Origin of the sequence: Enterobacter sp. AG326, assembly GCF_004362415.1 — a bacterium.
Taxonomy (GTDB): Bacteria; Pseudomonadota; Gammaproteobacteria; order Enterobacterales; family Enterobacteriaceae; genus Enterobacter; species Enterobacter asburiae.
In genome coordinates this window covers 865191-883040 of sequence record NZ_SNXG01000002.1, presented here as the reverse complement: position 1 = coordinate 883040, position 17850 = coordinate 865191, and the positions used below count along the sequence as shown (strand labels likewise).

20 protein-coding genes are annotated in these 17850 nt (G+C 51.0%); 12 read left to right on the top strand and 8 right to left on the bottom strand.

The genetic code is table 11. The annotated features are described in order from the left end of the window. Window positions 1–8: 8 nt before the first annotated feature. Window positions 9–242: a hypothetical protein gene (locus DFO52_RS11330; protein ID WP_039262743.1), complete on the bottom strand. Its 234-nt coding sequence runs from the start codon at window positions 240–242 to the stop codon at window positions 9–11. 868 nt (window positions 243–1110) lie between these two features. Between DFO52_RS11330 and lpxP the strand changes: the two genes are divergently transcribed. Then, the gene (gene lpxP / locus DFO52_RS11320) at window positions 1111–2019 is read left to right on the top strand and encodes a kdo(2)-lipid IV(A) palmitoleoyltransferase (protein ID WP_047647981.1); all 909 of its coding nucleotides are present in this window, start codon (window positions 1111–1113) and stop codon (window positions 2017–2019) included. A gap of 326 nt (window positions 2020–2345) precedes the next feature. Here the strand turns inward: lpxP and DFO52_RS11315 are convergent, their stop codons facing one another. From DFO52_RS11315 to DFO52_RS11295, 5 genes are all read right to left on the bottom strand, one after another. Then, entirely contained in the window at window positions 2346–2564 is a 219-nt protein-coding gene (locus DFO52_RS11315; protein ID WP_047647982.1) for a hypothetical protein, read from the bottom strand. A gap of 119 nt (window positions 2565–2683) precedes the next feature. Next, window positions 2684–3370: a replication protein P gene (locus DFO52_RS11310; protein ID WP_063441150.1), complete on the bottom strand. Its 687-nt coding sequence runs from the start codon at window positions 3368–3370 to the stop codon at window positions 2684–2686. Next, window positions 3367–4305: a replication protein gene (locus tag DFO52_RS11305; RefSeq protein ID WP_166642359.1), complete on the bottom strand. Its 939-nt coding sequence runs from the start codon at window positions 4303–4305 to the stop codon at window positions 3367–3369. Before DFO52_RS11305 ends, DFO52_RS11310 begins: the two co-directional genes overlap by 4 nt. 84 nt (window positions 4306–4389) lie before the next feature. Then, entirely contained in the window at window positions 4390–4941 is a 552-nt protein-coding gene (locus tag DFO52_RS11300; RefSeq protein ID WP_133550393.1) for a toxin YdaT family protein, read from the bottom strand. A gap of 2 nt (window positions 4942–4943) precedes the next feature. After that, complete coding sequence (locus DFO52_RS11295; protein ID WP_029882071.1) at window positions 4944–5171, bottom strand: YdaS family helix-turn-helix protein; 228 nt, start codon at window positions 5169–5171, stop codon at window positions 4944–4946. 72 nt (window positions 5172–5243) lie between these two features. Between DFO52_RS11295 and DFO52_RS11290 the strand changes: the two genes are divergently transcribed. After that, window positions 5244–5657, top strand: coding sequence for a helix-turn-helix domain-containing protein (locus DFO52_RS11290; protein WP_073397240.1), 414 nt, complete (start codon window positions 5244–5246; stop codon window positions 5655–5657). Between the two features lie 122 nt (window positions 5658–5779). After that, complete coding sequence (locus tag DFO52_RS11285; protein ID WP_133550392.1) at window positions 5780–6721, top strand: hypothetical protein; 942 nt, start codon at window positions 5780–5782, stop codon at window positions 6719–6721. Window positions 6722–7180: 459 nt separating this feature from the next. Here the strand turns inward: DFO52_RS11285 and DFO52_RS11280 are convergent, their stop codons facing one another. Further along, window positions 7181–7372: a hypothetical protein gene (locus DFO52_RS11280; RefSeq protein ID WP_133550391.1), complete on the bottom strand. Its 192-nt coding sequence runs from the start codon at window positions 7370–7372 to the stop codon at window positions 7181–7183. Window positions 7373–7462: 90 nt separating this feature from the next. On the opposite strand from DFO52_RS11280, the gene DFO52_RS23420 reads away from it, so the two are divergent. The 9 genes from DFO52_RS23420 to tus all read left to right on the top strand — a co-directional run bounded on the left by DFO52_RS23420 (window position 7463) and on the right by tus (window position 16345). Further along, entirely contained in the window at window positions 7463–7585 is a 123-nt protein-coding gene (locus tag DFO52_RS23420; protein WP_258321457.1) for a hypothetical protein, read from the top strand. Next, window positions 7582–7758 (top strand): DUF1482 family protein, encoded by a 177-nt coding sequence (locus DFO52_RS11275; protein WP_101744516.1) that lies wholly within the window; start codon window positions 7582–7584, stop codon window positions 7756–7758. The genes DFO52_RS23420 and DFO52_RS11275 overlap by 4 nt, the downstream gene beginning before the upstream one ends. Before the next feature lie 182 nt (window positions 7759–7940). Then, window positions 7941–11078, top strand: coding sequence for a RecE family exodeoxyribonuclease (locus DFO52_RS11270; protein ID WP_133550390.1), 3138 nt, complete (start codon window positions 7941–7943; stop codon window positions 11076–11078). 9 nt (window positions 11079–11087) lie between these two features. Further along, window positions 11088–12173, top strand: coding sequence for a RecT family recombinase (locus DFO52_RS11265; protein WP_133550389.1), 1086 nt, complete (start codon window positions 11088–11090; stop codon window positions 12171–12173). Window positions 12174–12211: 38 nt separating this feature from the next. Further along, a complete protein-coding gene (locus tag DFO52_RS11260; protein WP_020882485.1) occupies window positions 12212–12454 on the top strand; it encodes a DUF4060 family protein in 243 nt (80 codons plus the stop codon). Window positions 12455–12518: 64 nt separating this feature from the next. After that, window positions 12519–12734, top strand: coding sequence for an excisionase family protein (gene xisR / locus DFO52_RS11255; RefSeq protein ID WP_047647992.1), 216 nt, complete (start codon window positions 12519–12521; stop codon window positions 12732–12734). Further along, entirely contained in the window at window positions 12734–14014 is a 1281-nt protein-coding gene (locus DFO52_RS11250; protein WP_133550388.1) for a site-specific integrase, read from the top strand. Before xisR ends, DFO52_RS11250 begins: the two co-directional genes overlap by 1 nt. Window positions 14015–14043: 29 nt before the next feature. Continuing rightward, the gene (gene rstB, locus DFO52_RS11245) at window positions 14044–15342 is read left to right on the top strand and encodes a two-component system sensor histidine kinase RstB (protein ID WP_047647993.1); all 1299 of its coding nucleotides are present in this window, start codon (window positions 14044–14046) and stop codon (window positions 15340–15342) included. 73 nt (window positions 15343–15415) lie between these two features. After that, the gene (gene tus, locus DFO52_RS11240; protein ID WP_047647994.1) at window positions 15416–16345 is read left to right on the top strand and encodes a DNA replication terminus site-binding protein; all 930 of its coding nucleotides are present in this window, start codon (window positions 15416–15418) and stop codon (window positions 16343–16345) included. On the opposite strand, the gene fumC is transcribed toward tus, so the two are convergent. After that, window positions 16346–17740 (bottom strand): class II fumarate hydratase, encoded by a 1395-nt coding sequence (fumC, locus tag DFO52_RS11235; RefSeq protein ID WP_133550387.1) that lies wholly within the window; start codon window positions 17738–17740, stop codon window positions 16346–16348. Window positions 17741–17850 lie beyond the last annotated feature (110 nt).

Genomic DNA, 17850 nt, shown 5'->3' with positions numbered 1-17850 from the left:
AGAGCGCATTAACGCCTACCGTTAATGCGCTGATTGTCTCTAAGCACTTCAATCGCAGTCTGCATAGCAACTTTATCATCACGTCTTTTTTGCTTACCTTGCATGACTTGAAGATACTCGAGCAAGGTCCGGGTATTAATGGGCCTTCCCTGTTTACCCACAGCAAGCACTGCTTCACCTAAAATAATTTTTACTGGCGGCAACTGCGCCGGGTACCAGTCAAGAGTGTCTTCTGATTTCATCATAAATTTCTCATGGAAGGATATTGTAACATAAATCAAACTGTTGTTTTCTAAAAGCTCATATTTTATTCAGCAATAAATATTCATAACTTAACCCGACAATTTATATTTTAAAGCGTATAATAAATATTATATTTTTCAGAGGTTATTTTATGTCATTTACAGAGGGACTTAGACATTTTAAAGAAAGACCGGTCCATGTTGCTTGCCCGGTATGCGCATACAGAGCCAATCAGAAAGCAGGTAAACTAAGAAAAAATGCTGTTCTGGAATGTCCTGCCTGCGGACTGTTGTTCAGGCCATCAGAATGCTGGTGCATCGGCGGCTGAACAGTTCCTGCAACTTAACTGATATCTGTAAATGCCAACATTCCTTTTATAGTATAGTGGTAGAGGGCATTATGATGAAAGATAAAAAATCTGTTTTTATTGAAGGAGATATACTTTCGAACAGCTGTCATGGACAGATCGGTCAACATTTCTATATCCACAGAGTGAAATTTAGCAATGGTAAATATGCAATTGTTCGGGAAGCATCAGGGATATGTTTCAAGCCAGGCGAAGTTATTCAACGAAATGATTGCTATTGGTTTTATAACTTAATCCCAATTCGTCTTCTATCTTTTGAGTATGTTGGGGAGGATGAATCCAGAAGGCAATTCCTCGAATATCGTTAATAACCCATTGAGTCTTATAGAAAAAGAATTTTTTTCGCCTCACTAAACCATTTAGTGAGCATCCACTCCCACACGCAATCTGTCCCCCTGAATTCAAAAAAAAACTCAATTATCTAAATGAAACGTTCCGCTGAAAAACAAATTTTCAAATTATCCATGTGCATTACAACCTTCATTAACTTAGGGAAATTTATGTCACAACTCTTTACATACAAATTACTTCATCCCCGCCACTGGTTTTCCTGGGCAGGCTTGGCACTTCTGTGGGTTATAGTCCAACTTCCTTATCCGGTTTTATATACTCTTGGTTCCGGTCTTGGAAAAATCTCCAGGCCCTTTTTAAAACGTAGAGAAAGTATAGCGGTTAGGAATATTGAACTCTGTTTTCCCGATATGACTCCGATTGCCCGAAGCCAGATGATAAATAATAACTTTGTTTCTCTCGGGCTGGGACTGATGGAAACTGGCATGGCCTGGTTCTGGAGCGATGCGAGAGTCAAAAAGTGGTTTGACGTAGAAGGGATTGAAAACTTGGCTAACGCAACCGGAGGGGTAATGGTTGTCGGGATTCATTTCATGTCGCTTGAACTATGCGGAAGAGTAATGGGGTTATGCCATCCAATGATGGCAACATATCGGCCGCACAACAATCCATTGATGGAATGGGTTCAGACAAAAGGACGTATGCGTTCAAATAAAGCTATGATTGATCGACGTAATCTATCTCGCTTAGTTCATGCACTCAAGGCCGGTGAAGCTGTGTGGTTTGCACCAGATCAGGATTACGGGCCTAAGGGGAGCGTTTTCGCACCCTTTTTCTCGGTAAAAAAAGCAGCCACAACGAACGGAACGTACGCACTTTCAAAACTCGCTGGAGCAAATTTGATCACACTTAGCATGATTCGACGGAGCGATAAAAAAGGTTATCATATGTATATCAGTAATCCATTGTTAGGATATCCGGAGGACGATAATATCGCTGCAGCTGCTTATATGAATAAAATCATCGAGCGTGAAATCCTCCGCGCCCCTGAGCAATACCTGTGGATGCATCGAAGGTTCAAAACGCGCCCAGAAGGAGAAGACTCTTTATACAAATGAATTTTTCACAGAATTATTCAAATGATTGTCCAGTGGACCTTTCTCAACACCACTCGCATCTCATGCTAGCTTTCATCCGTTCATATTCCGTCCTTAGCAGTTCAGAGGTGTAGGATCCAATAGAGCGGCCAAAGCTAGGATTTCGTACTGCCTAATCCTCAAGATAAAAAAGGTACCATGGGAAAAGTGATTAATATGATTGAGTTATTAGACAACTATTTCTCCGCGCATCACTCAGTCAGCATCAGTCACTTCAGCTACGCTTTATGTGTTCAGCAATGAGCATGTGGTATAAAAAATCTCTTTCGGCTCAATAGCAGTAGCGCTCACGCTTGCATCCCCTTTCCCCTTGCCAGGTTGATTCTGTCAACGCATTCCCTCAATGCTTTGACTTGCTCCGAAGAGAGTTCAGTTTCATCAATTGTGGCCAGAAGCGCGTTGAGGGAGCGCTCAATATCGTTTTTAGTCAACCGTAAACAGATAACCTTAACCCAACGTGGCGAGAACTTGCTGAGGCCGATTGCTCTTGTGATTCGTAATTTCATGCCATGCCTCTTTGTCGCCAGAGGAGGCGACTTGTAACTTGTTTATAACACGTTGTGGAAACAAAGCCTTCTACTCATTCGCTGTATGGTACGAATCTGAAGAATCTTTGCTCGCACAGTTAAACTCTCCCTTCATCTTTTAGGCGCGCGTATTTAGCCTTCAGAAGTTCAGCTGGCGTTGGCCCCCTCGGAGCCACTGGTGCTGCCAACGCACGACGAACAGGCGGGATTGGTTTCCCGGCCAGCACCCGCTTTTCCCACATATCCAGAATGTCGCCGGCTTCATGCTCGAGTTCTTTGTGGCACAGTTGACCATCAGTTCCCCGGCGCCGCAGCTCGAGGCAGATGTGATAGTAAATGGGTTTAGGCCAGGGATACTGCTCACTGCTCGGATACCGGAACACCAGCTTGCGCCACTTCCAGTATTCAGCCATCACGTCTGCGGTGGTGATCCCCAGAACACAACGCCCTTCCCTGCACCACTTGATGAACTGACCTGGCGACGGCAAAAACGGGCGTTCCTGGCGACGCACCGCGCGCATGCCGGCCTCTACCTGCTCCATGCTGGTGATCCCGTTTTCTTTGAAGGCCAGCACCCACTGACGGCGGATCTCGTTCACGTCTTCTTGGCTGCGATTAACTAGGCTTGCCGGGAACGCGGCCGCCAGCTGTACGAACAGCCCGTTGATAATCTGCGCCACCTGCTGCGTTTGTTCGCGCTCGGTGTGCTGCTCAGACAGGTTATGCGCCACACGGCGAGCCTGTTCCCGGTCAAAATTGCGAATGTTCTCTGCGAGGTTTTTCATTCCAGCACCCCGTCAATCCAGTCGGTGTTATGCAGGTCAATGCCGCCCCGGGAAGGTTTTACCGTTCCGGTTGCACGCAACCGCTTGGTAGTGAGCTGATCCCACTGTTTGCGCAGACTCGAGGGGCTCAGGATATTGTCTTTCCAGAACTCGTCCCGGTTGGCCCACTGGAACAGGTCACAAATTTCGTAGTGAGTGCGTTTGTCCTGGACACGCATCAGCCTGATGGTGTTTGCCCATTCAGCCCAGTTTGGTTCGGATAGCGATGCGTTGACGGTGAGAAGCCTGTCGTAAATCCAGCGTGCGGCCTTGAGGTCGTCAGCGGATCCCCATGATTTACCTGCCGGGGTGTATATCCCGGCGGCAGCTTCAGGATGGCGAGAGAGAAATTTTTGAGTTTTCTGGTTTCGGGATTCGTCAGAATTCCGAGACGAGGATATTTTAATATTGTTCTTGTTATAGTCTTGGGTGTCTACCGTTTCCGGGAAGGTTTTTCCCGTTTTCGGTAACACTTTTCCCGTTTTCGGTAACACTTTTCCCGATTTCGGGAAGGTTTTTCCCGTTTTCGGTTTGTCTAAAATCCAGGCAGAAAGGTCAGTATTTACACCGACGATTTTCATCACGCCCTGCTTCTGACTGATGATAATTTTGCGTTCTGCGAGCGATTTGAGCGCATCAGAGACATGCGAATCACTCAGCCCTGTAAGCTCAGCGATCACCGTGTTCGTAACGCGGTCTTGTTTCTTGTTCCAGCCGTAGGTAAGCCAGATCACCGCCTCAAAACACTGCCACTCCCGGCCTGACATTCTCAGACGAGGCTTGAGCTGTTGGATCTCGTTAGCAACCTTGGTATACCCGTTCGACAGGTCGGCCATACGACCTCCCGGTTGTTCGGTTCTGTGGGGGAAATTGATAATTTCAGCTGTGTTTGACATACTTAGCTCCGCAATTACACTCCGTTTTTGCACCTGAAAGTCGGTTCTGTTCGCGCAGACCGGCTTTCGCCTTTTCTGAAGTCTTCATATCGCCCCCAGCATGGTTGTGACCATCGCCAGTAAAGGCGCCGTTAGGTCAGGGTCGACTCTGAACATTTCGAAAATCCCCTCGCCTAACTCCTTCAGCTTTTCCTTCTTCGGTGCATCGAGCATCAAAGCTTGCTTCGCCTCACTCACTTCTTTTTCCAACCTGGCCATCCGGTAGGCAAACGAGTCGTTCTTTACGACACGGTCGCGGTATCGAAGTGGTAATACAGACATGATCGCGGGCACCAGCTGTTCGACGTTCTTTCGGTACGATGCGGAGTCTTCTTTGTTATCCAGCCAACGGAACAGCTTCACGTTCCAGACATCGGCCTGGCCTGAAAAATTCACGCCAACAACTTGAAGTTCTTCCGCTGCTTCTTGGATTTGAAGCGCAACAGCTACGCGCCCTTCTGCCGCTGCCCACGCCCGGACTGCAGAACAAATATCGCGGTGATCAATATCCTGCTCTGCCGATTCGCTTTGATGACACGGGAATATCATTGGATTAGAGGAAGCTCTGCTACTCTCTTGAAATGAAATAGTTTGCATTGTTAAGGCTCCTGTTTAGGTAAACCATCAGTTGGGTTTGGATAGAGGTCGGGGCGCAGCTCGTGGGGAGTTACGCCTGTCATTTTGAAAATCGGGAAGATATAACTTGGCGGGACGATCCCTTGGTCACGATTCTTCCAATGACTTACAGACATACTCGTCACACCAAGCGCGATACTGAGCTTTCTGGCTGAGCCAGCGGCTTTAATTGCTTTATCGAGTGCGGACATGTGCTTCTCCTGCTTATTGACAGCAGAAGTAAACCACAGATTTATACATCATGCAAACCATGGATTTATTGTGTGTATAAACCAAATATTTACAATGAACCTATGAGAAAAGAAGAACCCAACCTCGTTCTGGTAGAGCGCCTTACTGAGATCACTGATCGCGGCGTTACAAAAGCAGACATGGCACGAATAGCTGGAGTCACCCCTCAGGCCGTAAACGGCTGGTTCAAAAAAGGTGTGATTAGTAAGAAATCGGCACTGGCCATAGCCGACGCTGTAGGCATTTCTGTCGCCTGGCTACTTGGTGAGGACGTTGGTGAAAAAGACGGACTTAAGCCGGACGAACAGCGCTTGCTGGAGCTCTACCGCCAGTTACCGGAAGAAGAGCAGCAGAACATGCTCCGCATATTCGCGATTCGCCTGAAAGAACTGGATGACCTGTATGAGAAGTACATGAAGGGGCGGATCCGGTCGCAGGAGGATTGATAACCGGCGAACGTACAATTGACTCTTACAATCGAGAAGCGGTAGGGATTTCCATCCGGCATCAAGCATTGTGTCGGGGTAAAAAGTAAATTTACTGTATATGCGATCAGGTGAGTGCCATAATGGATGCAGGCAGCAATTCGGAAACTAATGATATGAAGTTCAGGATAGTATACGACGGACCAGCATTGGAGACGCACGAAATGAACGTGCGTGACCTTGCCCCTGCACTCCTATCCCTGTCAGATGCATTAGAGGAAGCCGGAAAAACAGTTTATGGTAACAAGACCGTTGTTTCAGTAAAGGTTAATGCATCATTCAAAGCTGGCTCATTTGGAATAGATCTGATTGCCTCATCGACATCTTGGTTCAAACAGGCAGTTGATTTCTTTTCGGGCGATTCAGTAACAGCCGCAGCTAATCTTATTGCTTTAATTGGTTTTTGCCCTGGTCCCAGAGAAAAAATTTGCAAGGGTCTGATCCAATTAGTTAAATGGATCGGACCAAGAGAAATTAAAAAGTTACACAATCTGCCTGATAGCAACATTGAAGTCTTTGTTGATAACGAAAGTGAAATTTTCGATAGCAAAGTAATCGAACTGTATAGAAACATTAAACTTCGTTCTTCATTGCAAGAAGTTATATGCAAGCCGCTAGAGCAGGAAGGTATCGACAGTTTTGCTTCCACTGTCGATGATGGACTGACGTTCATGACGATCGACAAACAAGAGGCGCATTATTTCAAAGTTGAGCTTCCTGCTGAATCAATAATCTCGGAGTCCACGGTAGAGAAAGCCCTTCAGATTAAGAACATTTCTTTTAATGAAGGCAGCCGATGGAGATTTTCGGATGGAGCCAGTAGCTTTTTGGCTGAGATTAAAGACCAGAAGTTTATCAGTGATATTGATAACAACACCCTAAACTTTTCTAAAGGCGATATGTTGCTTGTTGACCTAAAGGTAACCCAATACATGATTGGTGATACTATAAAAACCACATTCGAAATTGAGCATGTAAAAAAACAGCTGAATCCACAGAGACAAATAGATCTCCCATTCGAATAAATGCATCCGGCCACTGCGCCGGTTTTTTTCTACCCTCACCCTTCAACTCTTCCGCCAAACTAACGCCCAGAACGCCCCATCCCGACCTTTCCGTCGGGATTTTTTTTGCCTGCGATTCGGCAGACACGTCACAAAAACCAGCAATATAAACCTCAGATTTACAATTAACATTAACCTTAAGTTGACACGCGTATAAACCAGTGATTTAATCCAACTCACCAAGACGCACTACGAACCACCAAGGCAGGACGCCCACGAAGTAGCCGCCGACGGCATACGAATAGTCGGATGAGGTGGAGAGATTAACGCGCATCAGGTGTAAACGTTCCGCTGGCCGGCGTTACAGGCGCATATAGGGGGAAAAATTGTGGATGACACGGTCATAAGAAAGAGTGAGCTTTATGCACATTGCAACAGCTCACTCTGGAGAAATAGGTCTAGCTGGAGAAGCATATAACCCTATTTCCATTCGTCTTCTGAGAGTTTCTGGTCAAGAAAGACTTCGAATTTTGCATAGATTTTTTCTATCTCTTCCACCGGATCGTGGGGGTCAGAAAGATTCCGGCCAGAAGATATTTGAGCAGAACGGTAAGAGTTATATGTATCAACCGCTAAGCGAGTTAAATACAAGACTTTCTCTTCTTTATCCACAGTTAATTCCCTCATTAGAGTGCGGGAATAACCACAATAGCACTGAAGTTAGGACCGCGATACGACAGTCAGAATTAAAAGGAAAGATAAATGATCGACTTTGCACGAACACCTTCAAGACAACAAGCTATCCGCCTCAGTGCGGCGGAAGTATGGATTCGCAAGCTTTGCTACTTACTGGCGCAAAAAGGCAATCCAGAGCTAAAAGCATGAGCTCGTTCTTTGCCCTGATCGTTACCGTCTGCGCCCTCACCGGGGAATGCTCAGACATCATGCTCGGTGTTTATCAGACCGAATCTGGTTGTGATGCAGCTGCCAAAGAGCAGCACATTAAAGGAGAATGTTACCCATATAAACCGGCTGAAGACCAACAGCCTGCTTTCTAATTTTAATCGAGTTATGCCCAATGGCTGCTACCAGCCCTTAAAAGCACAAAACCCGCGCAAGGCGGGTTAAGTACCCGGTCAGCCGACCAAAGCTTTCCGGAATCGAGTTTTGACCAATGACCACTACCCAAGGCGGCAATCATTAGCTGCGGGTATCTTACAATCAAAATTAAGGACCCGATATGGAATTCTTTCATTTAATCAAGGCAACGCAGAAATCCGGCAAAGAAGATGCCGTTATCTGGTTCACGGCTAAATCAGAAGCACGAGCCAACTTGCAGCTGGATGTAGAGCTGGAAGATGCTGGCATCGAAACCGGCCGGGGGAAGGATTATAGCAAGCCTGTCCGTACCGATTTCCCTGTTTACAACGACCTGCCAGAAGAAAGCACAGTGGATTACACCTGGTGCAAACGCTACGAACTGCAGGACGATGGACGCACCTGGCTGCCAAAGGCTGGTACTGAGTCGACTGGTGCCGTGGACAAAACTGCCGCACCGGAAACGACCGTTAAAGTCGAAACTACTGTCGAGAGTGTCCCGCTTGAAAACCGCACTCCAATGGTCCGTTTTGCTGTCCACCTGACCACCGACAAATACCAGTCACATATCACTAAAGAGCAGCAACTGGCTGCCAGCGAAATGTCACTGGATGAAGGCAACACCTATCTCCAGAACCTGTTGCTTGCGAAGAACGATATCCCTGAAGTTGCCGAACTCAGCCTGAACGCTGAGTGGAAACTGGTTCAGGCGATTAAGCTGGTATTCACGCCAGATGAAGCACACGAAACCGAAATTATCGCTGCATTCATGGCTGACTGGGCGAGAGCAGATGCCGGCGACCGCAATCAGTTAGTTGAAGAGTGGAGAAGCGGAAAGCTTTCTCTTCTCAAATCAGAAAGCACCAGCGACACCGATGTTACAACCGATCAGGTTCCAGAACCTGAAAACGGTATTCAGATTGACGAGAATGATGACGAAACCACTCGTTATCCAGTCGTTCGTATGCCGTTCCGGAAGCAGCTACTCGCCCAGTTCACCGCCGACGAACTGCGCCACCACTTAACCCGCGAAGAATACGAAGGTATCAGCGCTCTGGAGATGGACACTGACAACAGCTATGTCCAGAACCTGCTGCTGGCGGCAGAAAACTGCGAAGAGGTTAAGGGTTACGACACCAAAGACCTGTGGCGCTATACCGACGCCATTCGCAAGGTGTTCAGCCAGGAGAAGCGCCACGAACTCGCTTTGGTTCTCCGTTTCACCCGAATCTGGGCGGCGACTGATTACATTGACCGCGGCATCCTGGCGCGCGAATGGGCTGCCGGAAACCGCATCAGTAATGTTCAGCGCAGCAATTCTGGTACCAATGTCGACGGTGGCTATGTAACGGATCGCGGCGAAGGCGCGCATCACACTCTGGACACCCTCGATCTTGAGATCGCATGCGCCCTACTGCCTATGGACTTCCACCACTTCGAAATTCCTTCGAGCGTATTACGACGTGCCAAAGAAATCGTGGCTAAGAAAGAAGAACCATGGAAATCATGGAGCGCCATCTTGCGTAATCAGCCGGGTGTACTGGCGGTGAACCGTGCGGCAATCTTCAATCTGATCCGCATCGCTCCCGAGAACATTAATCACACGCCAGCGGCTCATCTTGAGTTCGTTAATAAAACCATGACGGCTGAGTTTAACTCTGCTGTGGAGTTACTGCCGTTGCCTACCCATGCAGTTGAGACAAAAGCCCCAGATGAACAACCGCAGTTTGAAAATCTCGGTAGCGGCGTGTTCTCCATCGATGGCCTGATGAATGGAAATACCGAACCGGTCATCAATACCTCCTCAAATGAAGTCGAAAAAACGGAAAAAATAGCGGAGACCATCAGCGATGTGCAGATGGAAACGGTTAAGCCAGAGAAAGACGAAGATGTTGGTTCGGTACCACCGGGCGAAAGCACTGATGCAGCTAATTCGCAGACAGATTCCGTAGCGTTGGAAGAACAGCAAGCAGAACCGGTAATTGTATACCCGGCTTACTTCGAGCCTGGCCGCTACGAATGCCTACCGAATGACGTTTATCACGCAGCAAACGGTATTAGCTCAACCCAAGTGAAAGATGCCCGCGTCAGCCTGATGTACTTTAACGCGCGCCATGTGGCTAAAACCATCCCGCGAACAGCATCCAAAGTACTGGATATGGGAAACCTAGTGCACGCCCTTGCATTGCAGCCGGAAAACCTCGTAGCAGAGTTCAGCGTAGAACCGGAGATCCCGGAGGTTGCTTTCACCACCACCGCAACTCTGCGCGAGTTCATCGATGCGTACAACGCCAGCCTACCGGCGCTGCTAAGCGCTGACGAGATTAAAGCGTTGCTTGAAGAACATAACGCATCCCTTCCCGCTCCAGTGCCGCTTGGCGCGAGCCTGGAAGAAACGGCTCAAAGCTATATGGCTCTCCCTGCTGAGTACCAGCGTATTGAAGAAGGCCAGAAGCAAACAGCAACAGCAATGAAGGCATGTATTAAAGAGTACAACGCCACCCTGCCCGCGCCAGTTAAAACCAGCGGCAGCCGTGATGCGCTACTCGAGCAATTAGCGATCATCAATCCTGATCTGGTGGCGCAAGAAGCGCAGAAACCGACGCCGCTGAAAGTGTCCGGTACCAAAGCAGATATGATCCAGACAATTAAATCAGTTAAGCCCGATGCCATATTCGCCGACGAACTGCTGGATGCCTGGCGCGACAACCCTGGTGAAAAGATTCTGGTTACCCGCCAGCAACTGGCCACAGCGCGGGCAATTCAGTCCGCACTACTGGCGCACCCGACCGCGGGCATGCTGCTGACACATCCAAGCCGCGCCGTTGAGGTGAGCTATTTCGGTTTCGACGACGAAACCGGATTAGAAGTGCGTGTACGCCCTGACCTCGAGATTGAACTGGACGGCGTGCGCATCGGTGCTGACCTGAAAACCATCAGCATGTGGAATGTGAAGCAGGAAAGCCTGCGCGCCAGGCTGCACCGGGAAATCATAGACCGTGACTATCACCTCAGCGCGGCTATGTATTGCGAGACCGCGGCGCTGGATCAGTTCTTCTGGATTTTCGTCAACAAAGACGAGAACTACCACTGGATCGCCATCATTGAGGCATCCACCGAACTGCTGGAACTGGGCATGCTCGAGTACCGCAAAACGATGCGCGCAATTGCCATAGGTTTCGACACGGGCGAATGGCCAGCGCCGATCACTACCGATTACACCGATGAACTGAACGACTTCGACCTGCGCCGCCTCGAAGCGCTGCGCGCTCAGGCTTAAGGGGGATTTATGCATAACACTAACGTTACCGTTGCTGACCAGAACACCGTTATTAACTCCAACGTGGCTTTGTTCGATTCCCAGTATCTGAACGCCATCAGCACGTTCGCGCAGATTATGGCCCAGGGCACCGCTACAGTTCCTAAGCACCTGCAGGGCAATCAGGCCGACTGCATGGCTGTAGCGATGCAAGCGGCACAGTGGCAGATGAATCCCTTTGCCGTGGCCCAAAAGACGCACCTGATTAACGGTGTGCTCGGGTATGAAGCACAGCTGGTTAATGCCGTAATTTCACGCAGCGGCGTGCTGGCCAGCCGCTTTGAATATGAATGGTACGGGCCATGGGAAAAGGTCGTTGGAAAATTCCACATCCGTAAAGGCGACAAAGGCGAGTACCGCGTCCCGGGCTGGACCCTGGCTGACGAAGCCGGGATCGGCATCATTATCCGCGCAACGCTTAAAGGTGAAGATCAGCCGAGAGAACTCGATTTGCTGCTGGCTCAGGCCCGAACCCGAAACTCTACCCTTTGGGCTGATGACCCTCGCCAGCAGCTGGCGTACCTGGCCGTCAAACGCTGGGCGAGACTGTTCTGCCCGGATGTGATTCTGGGCGTTTACACCCCTGATGAGCTCGATGATCGTCGAGAAGAACGAGAGGTAAACCCGGCACCGGCGCAGCACGTTAGCCTCGCAGATATTTCAGGTGACAACGTCACTACCACTCAAACGGCTCAGGAATCAGCTCAAAACATCGATGCTCTAGCTGATGATTTCCGCGACCGCATCGAGGCGGCTCAGGATGTGGATAGCGCTAAAGCTCTGCGCGCAGATATTGAAACCGTGAAAGCAACGCTGGGTTGTGCCCTGTTCACTGAGCTGAAAAACAAGGCCGTGAAGCGTTATTACCTGGTTGATGCACGGAACAAAGTCGAAGCAGCAATCAATTCCTTGCCACCTGCAGATGAGCCCGATGCAGCTGCTCGGTTCGCAGAAGTTGAGCGCGTCCTTGCATCGTCGAAACGCCATCTGGGCGACGAATTGCATGGTCAGTTCAGCGTCACCCTGGCGGATATGAAACCGGAATACGTGGACTAACGAGATCGGGAGGGGAAACCCTCCCTCAAGGAGAAGAAATGCGACTGATTAATCGAGGCAGTAAGCAATCCCCTTTGGCTCGCCAGGCATGTGAAATCGCACTCGCAGCCCACCAGCAAAGATATGGTGACTATGGGCGCAGCAAGATGAAAGAGACCTATACGGTGAGAGTGGAAGGCGTGAAGGTCTGGGTTGAAGTGGTCAACTGCAAGGCAAGCTACGTGGCCACTGCAATGACCGGCATGCGCCGACTGCGTTCCCTGCCCGGCCAGGCAAACTGAAACTGAAATATCAACGACTAAAGACCGGCATATCTATACTCATGCCGGTTACCTGAGGTGAACCATGTCGCAGGTAATTTACGATTCAGAATGGGGCGTTGCTTCAAAACTAAAAGAGAAGACAGGCCTTACAGATCGTCAGATTAAAAGCTATCGCCAAACCTCCTGGGTAGAAGGTGTTCATTTTAAGAGAATCCCATTGGATGGAAGCAGCTCCGAAGAGCGAGGACTTGTCTGGTACAACATCCCAAACATTAACAGGTTTGTGAAGGAGGCATAATGGCTGCAATGCCAACGGGTGTTGAGATCCACAACAATAAGATACGAATAAGTTTCAAGTTTCAGGGCGTTAGATGTCGAGAAACATTGAAAGGATGGATCGTAAATGCTTCGAATCTCAAAAAAGCCGGGAATCTAAGGGCCAAAATTGTAAGCGAGATTCAGCTGGGCACTTTTGACTACCGGGACGTGTTCCCGGAGTCAAAGGTGGCAGCAAAGTTTTATACATCTAAAAACATTACGACGTTCTCCGAACTTGCATCAACCTGGTATGAAAACCATAAAATCGATCTCTCACCCAATGCCACAAGAAGCTATGGGATAGCTGTAAGAACGTTAACAAAACTAATCGGCCCTGAAACGCTGGTTGCATCCATCACCAACAGCGACATTCTGGGCTGGAGAAAGGAATTACTGACTGGCGAGACTAACTATGCTCCCGAAAAGAGGAGAAATAAAACCGGCCGCGCCGTTAGAACAGTAGATTATTATCTGGCCATCCTGCGACAAATCCTCGACTATGCGGTCAAAAATAAAGTCATTTCATATCAACCATATGTCGGGATAAAAAGGCTTCGCAAAGGGCAAACAAAACCCGATCCACTGCTGAGACATGAATTTGAGCAGTTGAAAGAGACTGCTCCGACTCAGCAGAAAAACATGTGGCAATTTTTTGCTTACACCGGTGTTCGGCCTGGGGAGCTTTGCGCTCTTGCATGGGAAGATATCGATCTTAATTCCGGCGAAGCTACGATTGCACGCAATCTAACTCAGGAAGGCTTTTTTGGACCACCTAAAACCGAAGCTGGATATCGGACTATAAAGTTACTGGAGCCGGCTCTGGAGGCTTTGCGAGCTCAAAAGGAGCTTACGGGGAGTGCCCCTAAAGTACCAATCACTTTTCACCACCGGGAGTTCGGAAAAACGGAAACGCAAAAGCTGCACTTTGTGTTTATGCCTCGCCCCCAGAAAGGCAAGCAAGCTGCGTACTATTCAGTCAGTTCAATTGTGTCATTATGGGATATTACGGTAAGACGATCGGGAATTCGCCGCAGACGCCCCTATCAGCTGCGTCATACATATGCGTGCTGGATGTTGTCGGCAGGTGCTAATCCTGCTTTTATAGCGAATCAGATGGGTCATGAGAATGCAGAGATGGTCTTCCATGTATACTCTGCGTGGATAAATGCTCTCGATAGCGATCAGGTATCATTTTTGAATCAGCGCTTTGGCGGATATGCAAATGCCCCTATAGTGCCCCTGAAGGTAAAAACAAAGTAGTTAATTACTTGATTTCCCGGTGATATTTAATGAAAAAGCTGTTTGTGCAGTTTTATCTTTTGCTGTTTGTCTGCTTCCTGGTCATGACCATGCTGGTCGGGCTGGTCTATAAATTCACCGCCGAACGTGCGGGCAGGCAGTCGCTGGACGATCTGATGAAAAGCTCGCTCTATCTGATGCGCAGCGAACTGAGAGAGATCCCGCCTCACGACTGGGCGAAAACCCTGAAAGAGCTGGATCTGAACCTGTCGTTCGATTTACGCATCGAGCCGTTAAAAGATTTTGAGCTGGATCCGCCCGCCATGCAGCGTCTGCGCGACGGGGACATCGTCGCACTGGACGAGAAATACACCTTTATCCAGCGCATTCCGCGCAGCCATTACGTGCTGGCCGTCGGGCCGGTACCCTATCTCTATTATCTGCACCAGATGCGTCTGCTGGACATGGCGCTAATGGCCTTTATCGCCATTTCGCTCGCGTTTCCGGTCTTTATCTGGATGCGCCCCCACTGGCAGGACATGCTGAAGCTGGAATCTGCCGCGCAGCGTTTTGGCGAGGGGCATTTTACCGAACGCATCCACTTCGACAGCGGTTCCAGCTTTGAACGCCTGGGCGTGGCCTTTAACCAGATGGCCGATAACATCAATGCCCTTATCGCCAGTAAGAAGCAGCTGATCGACGGGATTGCCCACGAGCTGCGCACGCCGCTGGTTCGCCTGCGCTATCGTCTGGAGATGAGCGAGAATCTGACGGAAGCGGAGTCTCAGGCACTTAACCGCGATATTGGCCAGCTTGAAGGGCTGATTGAGGAGCTGCTGACCTACGCGCGCCTCGATCGTCCGCAAAACGAACTGAACCTCAGCACGCCGGACCTGCCCGCCTGGCTGCAAACCCACATCGATGACGTTCAGAGCGTGAACCCGCAGCGCACGCTGTTAACGCGCGTCACGCCGGGTGATTACGGCGCGCTCGATATGCGCCTGATGGAGCGCGTGCTGGACAATCTGATGAACAACGCCATGCGCTACAGCGAAAGCACGCTACAGATTGGGCTGGATTTGCAGGGCAATCAGGCCAGCCTGACGGTGGAGGATGACGGGCCGGGGATCGCCCCGGAAGCGCGAGAAACCGTGTTTGAACCATTTGTCCGCCTCGACCCCAGCCGCGATCGCGCCACCGGCGGATGCGGCCTGGGGCTGGCGATTGTTTACTCTATCGCGCAGGCGATGGGCGGCACGGTGCATTGCGAAGAGAGCGAACTCGGCGGCGCGCGCTTCTGCTTTAGCTGGCCGGTGTACCATAACATCGCCCTTCCCGTCCCTGCCTGACCTCAACCGCACGCTGGCCTGACCCGGCGTGCTGTGCTATATGATAAGTATGTTGTAACTAACGAGAGTGCTTATGGCGACCTACGATCTCCTCGAACGGCTGAACAGCACGTTTCGGGAAATAGAACACGAGCTCCTGACCCTGACCGAACGTTTGCAGAGCTGCCGCCTGCTGGCCGCGCGCGTCTTTACTCTCCCCGAGGTGGCTAAAGGGGCCGAGCACGACCCGCTGGACGCCATCGAGGTTGAACAGCACATCGGCAGCGCAGCCCTTGAGCTGGCGCTGAAGCACTATCGCCGCCTGTTTATCCAGCAGCAGTCAGAAAACCGCAGCAGTAAGGCCGCCGTGCGTCTGCCCGGCGTGATCTGCCTGCAAACCGATGCGACAACGCGCGACGCGCTGGAAAGCCAGATTACCCATATCAACACCCTGAAAGCGGCATTTGAAAAGATCATCACCGAAGAGTCCGGCCTCGCCCCTGCCGCCCGGTTTGAATGGGTGCACCGACAGCTTCCGGGGCTGATTACCCTGAACGCCTATCGCACGCTGACGGTACTGCGTCACCCCGCCACGCTGCGCTTCGGCTGGGCGAATAAGCACATCATTAAAAACTTCACCCGGGATGAAATTCTGGCGCAGCTGGAGAAAAGCCTGAAGACGCCGCGCACCGTCGCGCCGTGGTCGCGTGAGCAGTGGATTGAGCGCCTGGAGCAGGAGTATCACAGCATCGCCTCGCTGCCGGCGGACACGCGCCTCAAGATAAAGCGCCCGGTGAAGGTGCAGCCTATCGCCCGCGTCTGGTATTCCGGCCAGCAAAAACAGGTTCAGTATGCCTGCCCTACGCCGCTGATTGCGCTTTATGATGCCGATCGGGGGGGCATCGTGCCGGATATTGGTGAGCTTTTGAATTACGATGCGGACAATGTCCAGCACCGTTACAGACCTCAGGCGCAGCCGCTACAGCTGATTATTCCGCGGCTGCACCTGTACGTGGCGGGATGATTATTTCAGGCTGCCGACCATCGCTTCCGGACGAACCCAGGCGTCGAACTCTGCCTCCGTGAGATAGCCCAGCGCCAGGGCGGAGGCTTTCAGCGTCAGCCCCTCTTTATGCGCTTTTTTAGCGATCTCGGCGGCTTTGTCGTAGCCGATATGGGTATTCAACGCCGTCACCAGCATCAGGGATTCATTGAGCAACTGGCTGATACGCTCGCGATTCGGCTCAATGCCTACCGCACAGTGCTCGTTAAAGCTCTCCATTCCGTCCGCCAGCAGACGAATTGATTGCAGAACGTTGTGGATCACCATCGGGCGATAGACGTTCAGCTCGAAGTTGCCGGACGCACCGCCCAGGTTGACGGCCACGTCGTTGCCCAACACCTGACAGCAGAGCATGGTCATGGCTTCGCACTGGGTCGGGTTCACTTTACCCGGCATGATGGAGCTGCCCGGCTCGTTTTCCGGAATGCTGATTTCACCGATGCCGCAGCGCGGACCCGAGGCCAGCCAGCGCACGTCGTTGGCGATTTTCATCAGCGAGGCCGCCAGCCCTTTCAGCGCGCCGTGGGTGTGGACCAGCGCATCGCAGGTCGCCAGCGCTTCAAACTTATTGGGCGCCGTGACGAACGGCTGCCCGGTGATGTTTGCCAGCTCCTCCGCCACGCGCACCGCGTATTCTGGATGGGTGTTTAACCCGGTCCCGACCGCCGTTCCGCCGAGCGCCAGCTCCGCCAGGTGCGGCAGGCTGTACTCAATATGCTTCAGGTTATGTTCCAGCATCGCCACCCAGCCGGAAATCTCCTGGCCGAGCGTCAGCGGCGTGGCGTCCTGCAGATGCGTACGGCCAATTTTGACGATGTCGCGGAAGGCCTGCGCTTTCTCGTTGAGCGTGGATTTCAGCACGTTGAGCTGCGGAATAAGCTGCTCGCGGATAGCAATCACCGCCGCCACGTGCATCGCCGTCGGGAAAACGTCGTTAGAACTCTGGCTTTTGTTGACGTCATCGTTCGGATGGACCTTACGCTCCACGCCGCGCACGCCGCCCAGCAGTTCGCTGGCCCGGTTCGCCAGCACTTCGTTCATGTTCATGTTGCTCTGGGTGCCGGAACCGGTCTGCCAGATGGCGAGGGGGAATTCATCGGGATGCTTACCCGCCAGCACTTCGTCGGCGGCGTTGATGATGGCGGTCGCTTTGTCCGCCGTCAGCAGGCCTAAATCCTGGTTCACTTTCGCGGCGGCGCGTTTGGTGAGCGCCAGCGCCTGAATCAGCGAGACGGGCATTTTTTCGGTCGAAATACGGAAATGCTCCAGCGAACGCTGGGTTTGCGCGCCCCATAGCTTGTCGGCCGGGACGTCGATGGCGCCCATCGAATCTTTCTCATGGCGTACCGTGGTCATTACTTTCTCCTTGATAACAAAAGAGGGATTGCTCACATGCTTAAGGGATAAGTATTGATGACTTCTGAGAAACGATATGGCGCTTTGTGCGCTCTTTTTGGTGTCGGGTG

What these genes read in the sequence shown, in the direction of transcription:
- DFO52_RS11330 (WP_039262743.1), bottom strand. Translation starts at nt 242, where the DNA reads ATGAAATCAGAAGACACTCTTGACTGGTACCCGGCGCAGTTGCCGCCA.
- lpxP (WP_047647981.1), top strand. Translation starts at nt 1,111, where the DNA reads ATGTCACAACTCTTTACATACAAATTACTTCATCCCCGCCACTGGTTT.
- DFO52_RS11315 (WP_047647982.1), bottom strand. Translation starts at nt 2,564, where the DNA reads ATGAAATTACGAATCACAAGAGCAATCGGCCTCAGCAAGTTCTCGCCA.
- DFO52_RS11310 (WP_063441150.1), bottom strand. Translation starts at nt 3,370, where the DNA reads ATGAAAAACCTCGCAGAGAACATTCGCAATTTTGACCGGGAACAGGCT.
- DFO52_RS11305 (WP_166642359.1), bottom strand. Translation starts at nt 4,305, where the DNA reads ATGTCAAACACAGCTGAAATTATCAATTTCCCCCACAGAACCGAACAA.
- DFO52_RS11300 (WP_133550393.1), bottom strand. Translation starts at nt 4,941, where the DNA reads ATGCAAACTATTTCATTTCAAGAGAGTAGCAGAGCTTCCTCTAATCCA.
- DFO52_RS11295 (WP_029882071.1), bottom strand. Translation starts at nt 5,171, where the DNA reads ATGTCCGCACTCGATAAAGCAATTAAAGCCGCTGGCTCAGCCAGAAAG.
- DFO52_RS11285 (WP_133550392.1), top strand. Translation starts at nt 5,780, where the DNA reads ATGGATGCAGGCAGCAATTCGGAAACTAATGATATGAAGTTCAGGATA.
- DFO52_RS23420 (WP_258321457.1), top strand. Translation starts at nt 7,463, where the DNA reads ATGATCGACTTTGCACGAACACCTTCAAGACAACAAGCTATCCGCCTC.
- DFO52_RS11275 (WP_101744516.1), top strand. Translation starts at nt 7,582, where the DNA reads ATGAGCTCGTTCTTTGCCCTGATCGTTACCGTCTGCGCCCTCACCGGG.
- DFO52_RS11270 (WP_133550390.1), top strand. Translation starts at nt 7,941, where the DNA reads ATGGAATTCTTTCATTTAATCAAGGCAACGCAGAAATCCGGCAAAGAA.
- DFO52_RS11265 (WP_133550389.1), top strand. Translation starts at nt 11,088, where the DNA reads ATGCATAACACTAACGTTACCGTTGCTGACCAGAACACCGTTATTAAC.
- DFO52_RS11260 (WP_020882485.1), top strand. Translation starts at nt 12,212, where the DNA reads ATGCGACTGATTAATCGAGGCAGTAAGCAATCCCCTTTGGCTCGCCAG.
- xisR (WP_047647992.1), top strand. Translation starts at nt 12,519, where the DNA reads ATGTCGCAGGTAATTTACGATTCAGAATGGGGCGTTGCTTCAAAACTA.
- DFO52_RS11250 (WP_133550388.1), top strand. Translation starts at nt 12,734, where the DNA reads ATGGCTGCAATGCCAACGGGTGTTGAGATCCACAACAATAAGATACGA.
- rstB (WP_047647993.1), top strand. Translation starts at nt 14,044, where the DNA reads ATGAAAAAGCTGTTTGTGCAGTTTTATCTTTTGCTGTTTGTCTGCTTC.
- tus (WP_047647994.1), top strand. Translation starts at nt 15,416, where the DNA reads ATGGCGACCTACGATCTCCTCGAACGGCTGAACAGCACGTTTCGGGAA.
- fumC (WP_133550387.1), bottom strand. Translation starts at nt 17,740, where the DNA reads ATGACCACGGTACGCCATGAGAAAGATTCGATGGGCGCCATCGACGTC.